This is a genomic window from Escherichia sp. KTE172, assembly GCF_000408845.1.
Lineage (GTDB): Bacteria > Pseudomonadota > Gammaproteobacteria > Enterobacterales > Enterobacteriaceae > Escherichia > Escherichia coli.
On sequence record NZ_KE137316.1, the window covers coordinates 1,414,590 to 1,427,685 of the forward strand.

Annotated in this window: 12 protein-coding genes; 1 reads left to right on the forward strand and 11 read right to left on the reverse strand. The window is 53.9% G+C overall.

Features of this window, described 5'->3' with window-relative positions:
* Positions 1-93: 93 nt before the first annotated feature.
* The 9 genes from purF to pdxB all read right to left on the reverse strand — a co-directional run bounded on the left by purF (position 94) and on the right by pdxB (position 9,224).
* Positions 94-1,611, reverse strand: coding sequence for an amidophosphoribosyltransferase (purF, locus tag G434_RS16865; RefSeq protein WP_000334221.1), 1,518 nt, complete (start codon positions 1,609-1,611; stop codon positions 94-96).
* 36 nt (positions 1,612-1,647) lie between these two features.
* Positions 1,648-2,136 carry a colicin V production protein gene (gene cvpA, locus G434_RS16860; protein ID WP_000262113.1) on the reverse strand — a complete coding sequence of 163 codons (489 nt, stop codon included), beginning with the start codon at positions 2,134-2,136 and terminating at the stop codon, positions 1,648-1,650.
* A 258-nt stretch (positions 2,137-2,394) separates the two neighbouring features.
* Complete coding sequence (dedD, locus tag G434_RS16855; RefSeq protein ID WP_000157001.1) at positions 2,395-3,057, reverse strand: cell division protein DedD; 663 nt, start codon at positions 3,055-3,057, stop codon at positions 2,395-2,397.
* Entirely contained in the window at positions 3,047-4,315 is a 1,269-nt protein-coding gene (gene folC / locus G434_RS16850) for a bifunctional tetrahydrofolate synthase/dihydrofolate synthase (protein ID WP_000584554.1), read from the reverse strand. Before folC ends, dedD begins: the two co-directional genes overlap by 11 nt.
* A gap of 69 nt (positions 4,316-4,384) precedes the next feature.
* Positions 4,385-5,299 carry an acetyl-CoA carboxylase, carboxyltransferase subunit beta gene (gene accD, locus G434_RS16845; RefSeq protein ID WP_000118404.1) on the reverse strand — a complete coding sequence of 305 codons (915 nt, stop codon included), beginning with the start codon at positions 5,297-5,299 and terminating at the stop codon, positions 4,385-4,387.
* A 155-nt stretch (positions 5,300-5,454) separates the two neighbouring features.
* The gene (locus G434_RS16840) at positions 5,455-6,114 is read right to left on the reverse strand and encodes a DedA family protein (protein ID WP_000364327.1); all 660 of its coding nucleotides are present in this window, start codon (positions 6,112-6,114) and stop codon (positions 5,455-5,457) included.
* Between the two features lie 82 nt (positions 6,115-6,196).
* A complete protein-coding gene (truA, locus tag G434_RS16835) occupies positions 6,197-7,009 on the reverse strand; it encodes a tRNA pseudouridine(38-40) synthase TruA (protein ID WP_001283590.1) in 813 nt (270 codons plus the stop codon).
* A complete protein-coding gene (locus G434_RS16830) occupies positions 7,009-8,022 on the reverse strand; it encodes an aspartate-semialdehyde dehydrogenase (protein WP_001289182.1) in 1,014 nt (337 codons plus the stop codon). The genes truA and G434_RS16830 overlap by 1 nt, the downstream gene beginning before the upstream one ends.
* A gap of 65 nt (positions 8,023-8,087) precedes the next feature.
* Complete coding sequence (pdxB, locus tag G434_RS16825) at positions 8,088-9,224, reverse strand: 4-phosphoerythronate dehydrogenase PdxB (RefSeq protein WP_000699155.1); 1,137 nt, start codon at positions 9,222-9,224, stop codon at positions 8,088-8,090.
* A 98-nt stretch (positions 9,225-9,322) separates the two neighbouring features.
* Between pdxB and flk the strand changes: the two genes are divergently transcribed.
* Entirely contained in the window at positions 9,323-10,318 is a 996-nt protein-coding gene (flk, locus tag G434_RS16820; protein WP_000615814.1) for a flagella biosynthesis regulator Flk, read from the forward strand.
* Here flk and G434_RS16815 read toward each other — a convergent pair.
* Both G434_RS16815 and fabB read right to left on the reverse strand, forming a co-directional pair.
* Complete coding sequence (locus G434_RS16815; protein WP_000127789.1) at positions 10,315-11,493, reverse strand: arabinose transporter; 1,179 nt, start codon at positions 11,491-11,493, stop codon at positions 10,315-10,317. The two genes, flk and G434_RS16815, sit on opposite strands and share 4 nt — an antisense overlap.
* A gap of 284 nt (positions 11,494-11,777) precedes the next feature.
* Positions 11,778-12,998, reverse strand: a complete 1,221-nt coding sequence (gene fabB / locus G434_RS16810; protein ID WP_000817178.1) for a beta-ketoacyl-ACP synthase I — start codon at positions 12,996-12,998, stop codon at positions 11,778-11,780.
* Between the last annotated feature and the right edge of the window lie 98 nt (positions 12,999-13,096).

Below are 13,096 nucleotides of genomic sequence, written 5' to 3' on the forward strand. Positions count from 1 at the left end.
AATAGTTGCCCTGTCAGACTTGCAGGCAGACTTTGCAGGATTTCAGCAGGAGTTGCAAGTCAGGGTGCCAGACCGGCACCCTGAGCGAAGGCATCATCCTTCGTTATGCATTTCGAGATTTTCCACTTCGTTCTGACGTTGCACGGCTTTGGCGTCATCATTACGTAAAGTATCAAGGAAATCGAGGTAGCCCTGATCAACATCTTTGGTGACGTAGACGCCGTTGAACACCGAGCATTCAAACTGCTGGATATCCGGGTTTTCAGCGCGAACGGCTTCGATCAGATCGTTCAGATCCTGGAAAATCAACCCGTCAGCACCGATGATCTGGCGAATTTCATCTACTTCGCGACCGTGAGCGATCAGTTCCGTGGCGCTCGGCATATCAATACCATAAACGTTCGGGAAGCGAATTTCCGGTGCCGCAGAAGCGAGATACACTTTCTTCGCTCCGGCTTCGCGTGCCATCTCGATAATCTGCTCAGAAGTGGTGCCACGGACGATGGAGTCGTCGACCAGCAGGACGTTTTTATCGCGGAACTCGGCGCGGTTGGCGTTCAGTTTACGGCGCACGGACTTACGACGCAGCTGCTGACCCGGCATGATGAAGGTACGGCCTACATAGCGGTTTTTAACGAAGCCCTGACGGTACGGTTTGCCCAGAATACGCGCGATTTCCAGCGCGATATCACAAGAGGTTTCCGGGATCGGGATCACCACGTCGATATCCAGATCTTCCCATTCGCGGGCAATTTTCTCGCCCAGTTTCGTGCCCATATTCACGCGGGCGCTGTAAACGGAAATTTTGTCGATGAACGAGTCCGGGCGAGCAAAGTATACATACTCAAACAGGCACGGATTGCTGACCGGATTGTCAGCACATTGACGGGTAAACAACTGCCCTTCTTCAGTGATGTAAATCGCTTCGCCCGGCGCGACGTCACGCAGGAAATCAAAGCCCAGCGTATCGAGCGCAACGCTTTCGGAAGCGACCATATATTCTGTGCGGTTCTCGTCAATATCACGTTTTCCCAGTACGAGCGGACGAATCCCGTTTGGATCGCGGAAAGCAACCATACCATGGCCGATAATCATCGCCACGCAGGCATACGCGCCGCGGATTAAGCGGTTTGTGGCAGCAATGGCAGCGAAAATATTGTCGGCTTCCAGCGGGTAGTGGCGGAAATTGTCCAGTTCGCTGGCAAAGATATTAAGCAGAATTTCCGAGTCGGAAGTGGTGTTGATGTGGCGGCGTTTTTCTTCAAACAGTTTTTTACGCAACTCGTGAGCGTTGGTCAGATTGCCGTTGTGGGCAAGCGTAATGCCATACGGGGAGTTAACGTAAAACGGCTGCGCTTCAGAGGCGCTGGAGCTGCCAGCCGTAGGGTAACGCACATGACCAATGCCCATATTGCCCTGCAAACGCTGCATATGGCGAGCTTCAAATACATCGCTCACCAGCCCGTTCGCTTTACGCAAACGGAAGCAGTTATTGGCATCTATGGTGATGATGCCGGCGGCATCCTGACCGCGATGCTGAAGCACCGTTAAGGCATCATAAATCGACTGGTTAACCGGCATAACACCGGCGATACCGACAATACCGCACATACGTCTTTTTCCTCGTTAAGCCACATCTCAGAGCACTTACGCTCTGGGCAAGAAACTTGACGAGCTTTGCAGATAATCAAAAAACCATCTGATGATAAAACTGAACTGCGGGATCAGCTGTGATTTGCTCCAGTCTTCGCTTTTCGACACCCCGGTAAAGGAGTCGAGAAAGAAGAGAATGGCGGCAACAATCAACACACCGCGCAACGCACCGAAACAGACGCCCAGCACCCGATCGGTGCCTGACAACCCCGTTTTCTCCACCAACTGGCCTATCACGAAGTTCACGATAGCACCAACGATCAGGGTAGCGATAAACAGTACCGCGATGGCAATCCCATTTCGAACCAGTTCGTCTTCAAAGCCCGTAAACCAGACTGACAGGTAAGTGTAGTAATGACTGGCAACAAAGAAAGCACAACCCCATGTCACCAGCGATAACGCTTCACGAACAAAGCCGCGGATCAGGCTAACCAGAGAGGAAAAAGCAATCACCGCGATTATGGCGTAATCAATCCAGACCATATGTGTCCCACGATTTTACGCCCTGTCATCCTGTTCGGGGCGCATTCTAACAGAAAAAGAAAACGTTTGCGTAGGGATTTCCTTCCCACGCATCAATAAAAATGGCGCTGAAAAAATATTCAACGCCATCGACTTTTTATGCCTTTGCGGCATCGGACAATGCGTGTCGGATGCGGCGTGAACGCCTTATTCGACCTACGGTTCTACCCCTGCGCAGGCCTGATAAGACGCGCCAGCGTCGCATCAGGCAAGACCGTATTAATTCGGCGTATAGCCCATTACCACGCCACTTAAGCCAGAAAGTTGCTTCAACTCACCCAGCGAACCTTTCAGCTTATCTTTCGAGGCATCTGGCCCAACCAGAATACGGGTAATTTTACCCTGCACTGGCGTGGATGGCGACGTATAAACCCGATAACCGGCACCGCGCAGCTTACCGACAATCTCATTCACTTTATCGGCATTTTTCAGCGCGCCCAGTTGCACAACATAGGCTTTACCCGTTGGCGCTGCTTTTTCTTCCACGACCGGCTTCGGTTCTGGCTTCGGCGCAGGTGGTGCTTCAACCTTTGGCTTAAGCGGCTCCACCGGTTTCCGCTTCGGTGGGGCGACCGGTGCAGGTTCCGGTTCAAACTCGGTGTTATTGGCTGCAATAGTGGCCGGATCGAGCGACGGTGCTGCGGCATCACCTGCCCGTACCTCTTCCGCTGCGCCTTCCGGCGGCTGCGTCGGCAACGCCTGGGTGGCGGCTGGCATCATATCAGGCTCATCGCGATCGCCCGCTTTTGGCACCAGCGGGATAGCCGCAAACTCATCCTGATAATGTTTTTTCTGCCCGTCCAGCAGCCCTGGAAGTACAATCACCCCCAGCGCCACCAGCACGATCGTGCCCACTAACCGATTCTGAAACTTACTTGCCACCGCTTCTCCTCGCGTCAATCACTTCCATGACATGTGCGACCGTGTGGAACGAACCACACACCAGCACGGTATCTTCCGCTTTAGCGTCCGCCATTGCGGCATCCCATGCCTGCGCCACGCTATCAAATGATTTGCCGTTACCCAAATGCTCAAGCAGTTGTTCTGCCGTGGCACCGCGCGGCCCTTCCAGTGGCGCACAATACCAGTCATCAACCACGCTTTTCAACCAGGCCAGAGTTCCGGCAATATCTTTATCATGTAGCATACCGATAACCGCCAGCACGCGCCCGTTTTTCGGTAGCGCTTTCATACGCCCGGTGAGATATTCCGCCGCATGTGGATTATGCGCGACATCAAAAATAACGCGTGGCGACTCGCTCACAATCTGGAAACGTCCCGGCAAAATTGCGCTGGCAATCCCGTCGCGAATGGCATTTTCACTGACCTCCAGCCCGCTGGCACGCAGTGCCGCCAGCGCCGTTGCGGCATTCGGTTGCGGGACAAGCGGCAACGGCAGATTTTCCAGCGTGCCGTGAGCATCGCTAAACGCCCAGTCATGATCGGTGACGGAATAGTTCCACTCAACGCCCCGACGTTGTAACAGTGCACTTTTTTCCTGCGCCACATCAGCAATGGTAGAAGGCATTTCCGGCTCACCGACAATTGCCGGTTTTTCGCTGCGGAAGATGCCTGCTTTCTCGCGACCAATGCTTTCGCGATCTGGCCCCAGCCAGTCGGTATGATCCAGCGCAATGCTGGTTACTACCGCAACATCGGCATCGACAATATTGGTTGCGTCCAGACGACCGCCCAGCCCTACTTCCAGAATCACCACGTCAAGTTGTGCCTGTTTGAACAGCCACAACGCCGACAGCGTACCGTACTCGAAATAGGTCAGGGAAATATCACCGCGTGCCGATTCAATCTCCGCAAAAGAGGCGGTGTGGGCCGATTCCGGCAATTCCTGCTCCTGCACACGTACGCGCTCGGTATAACGCACCAGATGCGGTGAACTGTAGACGCCCACTTTGTACCCTGCCGCCATCAGAATCGACTCCAGCGTACGGCAGGTGGTGCCTTTGCCATTCGTACCCGCAACGGTAAACACAAATGGCGCTGGTTTCAGAACGCCAAGACGCGCCGCGACCTGGCTCACGCGCTCAAGGCCGAGATCGATAGTTTTACTGTGCAGGTTTTCCAGATAAGAAAGCCACGAAGCCAGAGGCGACGCGGCTTGAGGAGTGCGTTTGATAATCATGGTATCCGCTGATTCGTTACGGTGAGAATAGCAAAAGGGCAGAGCCAGTGGCCCTGCCCTTATCAGTTATCAGGCCTCAGGTTCCTGATCTGGTACCGGTGGCACCACTACGCCTTCACGCGGCGCTTCAGGATTCGGCGCTGGCAGATTCATCAACTTCGCCAGAATGCTCGCCAGTTTCAGGCGCATTTCCGGACGACGGACGATCATGTCGATCGCGCCTTTCTCGATCAGGAATTCACTGCGCTGGAATCCTGGCGGAAGTTTTTCGCGAACGGTCTGTTCGATAACACGCGGACCGGCAAAGCCGATTAACGCTTTCGGTTCAGCGATGTTGAGATCGCCCAGCATGGCGAAACTTGCAGAAACACCACCCATGGTCGGGTCGGTCAGCACGGAGATGTACGGCAAGCCGCGCTCCTGCATTTTTGCCAGCGCCGCAGAGGTTTTCGCCATCTGCATCAGCGACATCAGTGCTTCCTGCATACGTGCGCCACCAGAGGCGGAGAAGCAGATCAGTGGGCAGTTATCTTCCAGCGCCTGCTCAACGGCACGCACGAAACGTGCACCTACCACAGACCCCATGGAACCGCCCATAAAGGCGAATTCGAATGCCGCAGCGACAACTGGCATTCCATACAGGGTGCCTTTCATCACCACCAGCGCATCTTTTTCGCCGGTTTCTTTCTGCGCAGATGCCAGACGGTCTTTATACTTCTTGGAGTCACGAAACTTCAGCACATCTTTCGGCTCAAGCTCGCTACCCAGCTCCACAAGGCTTCCTTCATCTAACAGGCTATGCAGGCGATTACGCGCTGTCATACGCATGTGATGGTCACACTTCGGACAGACCTCAAGATTACGTTCCAGCTCAGCGCGGTATAAAACCTGACCGCAGCTATCACACTTAGTCCACACCCCTTCAGGAATGCTCGCCTTGCGGGTGGGAGTAATGTTGCTTTTAATTCGTTCAATCCAGCTCATTAGGGACCTTTCTGTCTGAACCTGGTTCGATGCCAGTTTTATCTTTGGGGACGCATAATGCCATTTTTGCCCCCAACAGACCATGAATGTTGCACATTAAAACATAACAGCCCGAAACTTTGGATAAAAAAGTGGTCGAACCGCGGAGTTACTTTTTATTTTGCGGCGCGTGCCGCAGCGCGTTTGTGGCGAATAAATTCGAAAACACCTGGCAATATTGAAACAAAAATAATGCCAACAATCATCAGTTTAAGGTTGCTCTGAATGAAGGGGAGCGTTCCGAAGAAATAACCCGCGTAGGTAAAAATCAGTACCCATAGCAACGCGCCGATGACGTTAAAAGCGGCGAAATGACGATACGACATGTGGCCCATTCCCGCAACGAACGGCGCGAACGTTCTGACGATCGGCACAAAACGGGCGAGAATAATCGTTTTGCCGCCATGTTTCTCATAAAACTGATGAGTCTTATCAAGATAACTGCGACGAAAGATTTTCGAATCCGGATTACTGAACAGTTTGTCACCAAATAACCGTCCAATGGTGTAGTTCACCGCGTCACCCACAATCGCGGCGATCAGCATCAGCACCACCATCATATGGACGTTGAGATCGTTGGTTTCCAGTGATGCCAACGCACCGGCAACAAACAGCAATGAATCACCCGGTAAAAACGGCGTTACCACCAGACCGGTTTCACAGAACAAAATTAAGAACAAAATGGCATAAACCCAGACGCCATACTCCGCGACCAGTTCTGCCAGATGCACGTCAATGTGCAGGATAAAATCGATGAGGAAATAAATCAGGTCCATATTAGCCTATGCCTTGTACTCGTCATCTTTCAGGCTGTAACTACGTTGGCTACAGCCTGAAATGTTCCGAGCATTATTCTTGTTAGTCCGCCAGAAATAGCGGGCCCATTGGCGGTTTTGGAAGATCATACCGGTCAGGGTAATCCACCGCGACCAGATACAGCCCTTCCGCTTTTGCCGTTGCTGCCGCCAGCGTTCTGTCCTTTGCCGCCAGCAACTCTGCTATCCAGCTCTCCGGCTGGTTGTGGGCACCGACTTCCATCAGGCTGCCGACAATATTCCTGACCATATGATGTACAAAGGCATTCGCTTTGATATCTACCACCACATAAGGACCGTGACGCGTGACATTAATATGCATAACGTTGCGCCACGGGGTTCGGGACTGGCACTGCACCGCACGGAACGAGGTGAAATCATTCTCGCCCAGCAAGCATTGCGCAGCCCGATGCATCCGTTCAGCGTCCAGCGGTTCGTAAAAATGGGTTACCCCTTTACTCAGTACCGCCGGGCGCAGCCGATGATTGTAGATGATGTAGCGATAACGGCGAGCCGTGGCGCTAAATCGGGCATGAAAATCATCAGGTACAGCTTTAACCCAACGCACGGCGATGTCACCAGGTAAATTCGCATTTACGCCCAACGTCCACGCAGCGTCTTTGCGCTGCGCGGTCGTTTCGAAATGCACAACCTGCCCGGTGCCGTGTACACCTGCGTCAGTACGCCCGGCGCAGAAGACGGTGATCGGTTCGTTCGCCACCTGGGAGAGCGCCTTTTCCAGCTTCTCCTGCACACTGCGGACTTCGTTCTGCCGTTGCCAGCCGTAATACTTACTGCCGTCGTACTCAATGCCCAGCGCAATTTTATAAACTGGCGGTTGTTGCTGGTCGGACATTAGTACAGATACTCCTGCACCAGTTTCTCGGCGATTTTTACTGCCATCAGCGCGCCGCCAAAGCGAACGTTATCGGCCACCGACCAGAACTGAACTTGCTCCGGCATACCGTAGTCATTACGTACGCAGCCAACGGAAAGATGCGGCGTACCAGAAGCATCCCCCACCTGAGTCGGGAATTCGTTCTCTTCAGAGAGCACAATATCTTCGCCCTGAGCAAACGCATCACGCGCTTCTTCTGCCGCCAGCGGACGCAGAGCTTCAAAGTTGACCATCTGGGCATGACCGTAGAATACCGGTGCCTGGACGACGCTTGCCGAAATCATCAGCCCTTCGTCCTGCAGGATTTTGCGTACTTCGTCAACGATACGACGTTCTTCACGCACGCTACCTTCGCTATCCGGCAGTAACGGCAGCATGTTGAACGCCAGCTGACGCCCGAAGAAATCTTCTTCATCAATCGGAATGCCGTTGAGCAATTTCGCACTCTGCCCCGCTAACGCATCGACCGCTTTTTTGCCCTGGGCGGAGGCTGAAATCAGGCTGGTAACGCTGATACGCGACAAACCGCCCTGATCGATTAACGGTTTCAGTGCCGCCAGCAGTTGGCTGGTCAGACTGTCCGGTACGGCGATGACATTCCGGTTGCGGTAATCGGTCAGTACAAACGGGTTTACTTCCGGCACCACCAGCGGTACGTCAGGTTCGAGAGCAAACAATCCGCTGCTATCGATCACCAGGCAACCTGAGTTGGTCGCTTCTTCAACCCAGGCACCGGTAGCTTCTTTGCCTGCGACAAAAAACGCCAGCTGCGCCTGCGTCCAGTCGAATTCAGCGGCATCCTGCACGGTGATTGTCTTACCACCAAAGCGCAGTTGTTCGCCTGCGCTTTCGTTACGTGCCAGTGCATAAATTTCCCCAACCGGGAACTGACGTTCAGCCAGCGTTTCAAGCAGGGCTTCGCCCACAGCGCCAGTTGCGCCCAGGACGGCAATGTTCCAGCCTTCAGACATGGTGGTTTACTCCAGAAATAGCAAAGCTCCCTGCCAATATTACAGCAGAGAGCATGAAGAAGAGATTAACGTGCCGGATGATGAACGGCGTTAAAACCCAGTTTACACAGCAATGATGCCGCGCTGGCGTCATCACAAATTACATACAGAGATGACCATTCACGGCGCTCAAGATAGTTTTTGCGCAGCTTATCGAACTCACCCGGTATTCCGGCGACTTTACGCAGCGGTGCGTCATCGCGGCGCACATCATACACCAAATGCACCAGCCTTTTCAGCGTCGGTTGATCGAGCGGGCCATGCAGCGTAATGCGGCCAAACTCTGGCGCGGGCAGCAACGTATCCAGCGCAACGTGTTGTTCATGCCCAATAAACTTGCTATAAGCTTCAAACACTTGCGTAGTACCGCGTGCTTTACCTTCCAGGGTATAGCCTGCGATATGCGGCGTGCCGATATCCACTTTTTTCAGCAATTCCACGTTGAGTTCCGGTTCGCCTTCCCAGACATCCAGCACTACGCTTAACTTCTGGCCTTCGTTCAGACAGGTCAATAGGGCAGTATTATCGACGACTGCGCCACGGCAGGCGTTAATCAGAATCGCTCCTGGTTTCAGGCTACGGATCAGTTTTTCATCCGCCAGATGCAGCGTTTTGTACGGCCCGTCTTTGAAGAGTGGCGTATGGAAAGTCAGAATATCCGCATGCTGAACTAATTCATCCAGCGAGCGGAAATCCCCCTCATCCCCACGGTCGGCGCGAGGCGGATCGCAAAGCAAGGTTGTAATCCCTAACGCTTCCAGTCGCGCCTGTAAACGGCGACCAACGTTACCAACGCCCACGATCCCCACTGTACGGTCGTGCAGTGAAAATCCATCGCGTTCGGCAAGCATCAGCAGTGAGGAGAAAACATATTCCACCACCGCAATCGCATTACAGCCTGGTGCCGCGGAAAAACCAATTCCCGCCTGCTTTAACCACGCTTCATCGACATGGTCGGTCCCCGCGGTGGCAGTGCCAACAAATTTAATGGGTTTTCCTCCCAGCAAAGATTCATTCACTTTCGTGACCGAACGCACCATCAGCGCATCCGCGTCTGCCAGTTGAGCCACGGGGATTGGACGCCCGGGAACCGCGGTCACCTCACCCAAACGGCTAAATAAGTCGCGGGCATAAGGCATATTTTCATCAACAAGGATTTTCACGTTTGTGTTACCTGTATGAGACGAGAGTTAACCGGACAAGTGTGCCATAATCTCGCGGCCAGGCATACTTGCGAAGATTTCAGGTATAAGGATACGTAATGATACAACCTATTTCCGGCCCTCCTCCTGGGCAACCACCAGGTCAGGGAGATAACCTGCCGTCTGGCGCGGGCAATCAGCCTTTATCCAGTCAGCAACGTACTTCGCTGGAAAGCTTAATGACGAAAGTGACCTCACTGACGCAACAGCAAAGAGCAGAACTGTGGGCGGGTATCAGGCACGATATTGGTCTGTCGGGAGATTCACCGCTGCTTTCGCGTCACTTCCCTGCCGCTGAGCATAATCTGGCGCAACGTCTGCTGGCCGCGCAAAAAAGCCATTCTGCCCGCCAGCTTTTAGCGCAATTAGGGGAGTATCTACGTCTGGGGAATAATCGTCAGGCGGTCACGGATTATATCCGTCATAACTTTGGTCAGACGCCGCTGAATCAGCTCTCTCCGGAGCAATTAAAGACCATTCTCACCCTGTTGCAGGAAGGGAAGATGGTTATTCCGCAACCTCAGCAGCGCGAGGCGACCGACCGTCCGTTATTACCGGCGGAGCACAATGCGCTCAAACAGCTGGTGACCAAACTTGCGGCGGCAACGGGAGAACCCAGCAAGCAGATCTGGCAATCGATGCTGGAACTTTCCGGGGTGAAAGATGGCGAGTTAATTCCAGCGAAACTGTTTAACCATCTGGTGACCTGGCTACAGGCGCGTCAGACGCTAAGCCAGCAAAATACGCCGACGCTTGAATCACTACAGATGGCGCTGAAACAACCTTTAGATGCCAGTGAACTGGCGGCGTTATCGGCATATATCCAGCAAAAATATGGTCTTTCTGCGCAATCATCGCTTTCTTCAGCCCAGGCCGAGGATATTCTTAATCAGCTTTATCAACGGCGGGTTAAAGGGATTGATCCGCGTGATATGCAACCGCTGCTTAATCCTTTTCCACCGATGATGGACACGTTGCAAAATATGGCAACGCGTCCCGCGCTGTGGATACTGTTAGTCGCGATTATCCTGACGCTGGTCTGGCTGGTTCGTTAACCCCGACGAAATGACAGTATCGTGACAATAATTCCCAGCACCGCAGAGATCGCCCCGGCAAGAAATACCGAAGAGTAACCAAACGTGGTCGCCAGCATTCCCGCCAGCGGCCCGGAGACGCCGAGGGCGATATCCTGAAACGCGGCGTAACCGCCCAGTGCGGTGCCGCGAACTTGTGACGGTACGCGTTTAACCACCTCCACGCCCAGCGCAGGAAAGATAAGCGAACATCCGGCTCCGGTTAACGCCGCGCCCGCTAATGCGACCCACGCACCTGGGGCTTGCCAGAGCAGCAACAAGCCCACCGTTTCTACAAGCAGAGAGACAATCGCCACTTTCACGCCGCCAAAACGGTCCGGCATCCAGCCAAACATGACGCGCATCACGACAAATGCGCCGCCAAACGCGGTAAGAGTAAAGCCCGCCATCGCCCATCCTTTGCTGGCAAAGTAGAGCGAAACGAAAGTCCCGATAACCGCAAAACCAACGCCTTGTAGTGCCAGACCTAACCCAGGTTTCCAGATAAGCCCGACAACACTCCACAGCGATGGACGTTCTCCCGCCAGGGCCGGTACTTTGCGCACTGTGCCGTTACAGGCCCACGCCAGTAAGGGTAATGCCATTGTGGTGAGCGCCAGTGCGGCAAAACCGTAATGGCTATGAATCAACAGGCCAAGCGGCGCACCAACAGCGAGGGCACCGTAAATCGCCATTCCGTTCCATGACATCACTTTGCCGGAATGTTTTGGCCCAACGATGCCTAATCCCCAGGTCAGAGCGCCCGTCAGTAACTGGCTTTCACCAAAGCCAAGAATCAAACGCCCGACGACCAACAGGGCAAATTTGAACGGTGCGGAGACGGGCAAAATCGCCGCCAACAGCAGCGCGCCGCCAGCCAGACCACAAGCTAACATCCCCTGAAGCGCCGAACGTTTTGCGCCATATTGATCGGCCAGTCGCCCGGCGTAACCACGCGTCAGCACCGTAGCCAGAAACTGAATGCCGACGGCAATACCGACCATGGTGTTGCCATAGCCCAGTTCATGATGAACAAACAGCGGGATAACCGGCAACGGCAGCCCTACGGTCATGTAGGTGAGAAAAACCGCAAAAGCGATGCGGAAGAGTGAAAAATTGGCAGAAGATCGTGTTTCGGTTTGGCTTACAGCAGTCATGCATTACTCCAGAATGCAGCGCAAGGCGAGGAGTATCCCCGTCTCATCTCTCTGGTTTCAGGGTTACGGTGCGTTGGCAGGATTTAACGCGTACGTCTTTTCAGAAGGAAATCGACAAAGCGGGAAGTTTGCCTGGAACAGGCGGCGATTGTCAATGATGTGAAAAAGGGAACCATCGGGTTCCCTTTTGCATTAGTGCCGGAGGCGGTATTGGTGCATATCGTCGGATGCGACGCTGGCGCGTCTTATCCGACCTACTCCGAGCTACTCCGACCTACTGCGAATTAATCTTTCAGCTTACGCATTACCAGCGTGGCGTTGGTGCCGCCGAAGCCGAAGCTGTTAGACATCACGGTGGTCAGTTCGCGATCGGTCGTTTCGGTCACGATGTTCAGACCCGCAGCCTGTTCGTCCAGCTCTTCAATGTTGATGCTCGGGGCGATAAAGCCGTGTTCCAGCATCAGCAGAGAGTAGATAGCTTCCTGTACGCCAGCAGCGCCCAGAGAGTGACCGGTCATTGCTTTGGTTGCAGAAATCGCCGGGCTCTTATCGCCGAACACTTCACGGATAGCCGCCAGCTCTTTCACGTCGCCAACCGGAGTCGAAGTACCGTGGGAGTTCAGGTAGTCGATTGGGGTATCAACACCGTGCATCGCCATCTTCATGCAACGCACTGCGCCTTCGCCAGACGGAGCAACCATGTCTGCGCCATCAGACGTTGCGCCGTAGCCAACGATTTCAGCGTAGATATGAGCACCACGTGCCAACGCGTGTTCCAGTTCTTCGACCACCACCATACCGCCGCCGCCAGCGATAACGAAACCGTCACGGTGAGCGTCATAAGTACGGGAGGCTTTTTCCGGGGTGTCGTTGTATTTGGTAGACAGCGCGCCCATTGCGTCGAATTCGCAGGCCATTTCCCAGCACAGCTCTTCGCCGCCGCCAGCAAACACGATATCCTGTTTGCCCAGTTGGATCTGCTCTACTGCGTTACCGATACAGTGCGCGGAAGTCGCACATGCGGAGCTGATGGAGTAGTTAACGCCGTGAATCTTAAACGGCGTGGCGAGGCAGGCAGAAACGCCGGATGCCATCGCTTTGGTGACCACATACGGGCCTACCGCTTTCAGGCCGCGCGGGCCGCGCATTGCGTCAGCGCCGAACACCTGAAAACGCGGGGAACCGCCGCCGGAACCTGCAATCAGGCCAACGCGCGGGTTATTCTGGTAAGCTTCCGGGGAGAGGCCAGCATCTGCAATTGCCTGCTCCATAGAAAGGAATGCATAAATGGATGCGTCGCTCATAAAGCGCACAACTTTGCGGTCAATGAGGCCAGTGGTATCCAGTTTTACGTTGCCCCAGACGTGGCTACGCATGCCGGAATCCTTCAGCTCCTGAGAGAAAGTGATCCCTGAACGTCCTTCACGCAGAGATGCCAGGACTTCCTGCTGGTTATTACCGATGCTGGAAACAATGCCCAGGCCAGTAATCACTGCACGTTTCATTCAATACCTCTGTAAGTCGCACATAGAGTAAGTTTCGAATGCACAATAGCGTACACTTGTACGCCGAACAAGTCCGATCAGCCAATTAATAGAGAAAT

Bases quoted from the DNA above. Each gene is read 5' to 3' on its own strand.
- purF (WP_000334221.1), bottom strand. From the start codon at position 1,611: ATGTGCGGTATTGTCGGTATCGCCGGTGTTATGCCGGTTAACCAGTCG.
- cvpA (WP_000262113.1), bottom strand. From the start codon at position 2,136: ATGGTCTGGATTGATTACGCCATAATCGCGGTGATTGCTTTTTCCTCT.
- folC (WP_000584554.1), bottom strand. From the start codon at position 4,315: ATGATTATCAAACGCACTCCTCAAGCCGCGTCGCCTCTGGCTTCGTGG.
- accD (WP_000118404.1), bottom strand. From the start codon at position 5,299: ATGAGCTGGATTGAACGAATTAAAAGCAACATTACTCCCACCCGCAAG.
- G434_RS16840 (WP_000364327.1), bottom strand. From the start codon at position 6,114: ATGGACCTGATTTATTTCCTCATCGATTTTATCCTGCACATTGACGTG.
- truA (WP_001283590.1), bottom strand. From the start codon at position 7,009: ATGTCCGACCAGCAACAACCGCCAGTTTATAAAATTGCGCTGGGCATT.
- G434_RS16830 (WP_001289182.1), bottom strand. From the start codon at position 8,022: ATGTCTGAAGGCTGGAACATTGCCGTCCTGGGCGCAACTGGCGCTGTG.
- flk (WP_000615814.1), top strand. From the start codon at position 9,323: ATGATACAACCTATTTCCGGCCCTCCTCCTGGGCAACCACCAGGTCAG.
- G434_RS16815 (WP_000127789.1), bottom strand. From the start codon at position 11,493: ATGACTGCTGTAAGCCAAACCGAAACACGATCTTCTGCCAATTTTTCA.
- fabB (WP_000817178.1), bottom strand. From the start codon at position 12,998: ATGAAACGTGCAGTGATTACTGGCCTGGGCATTGTTTCCAGCATCGGT.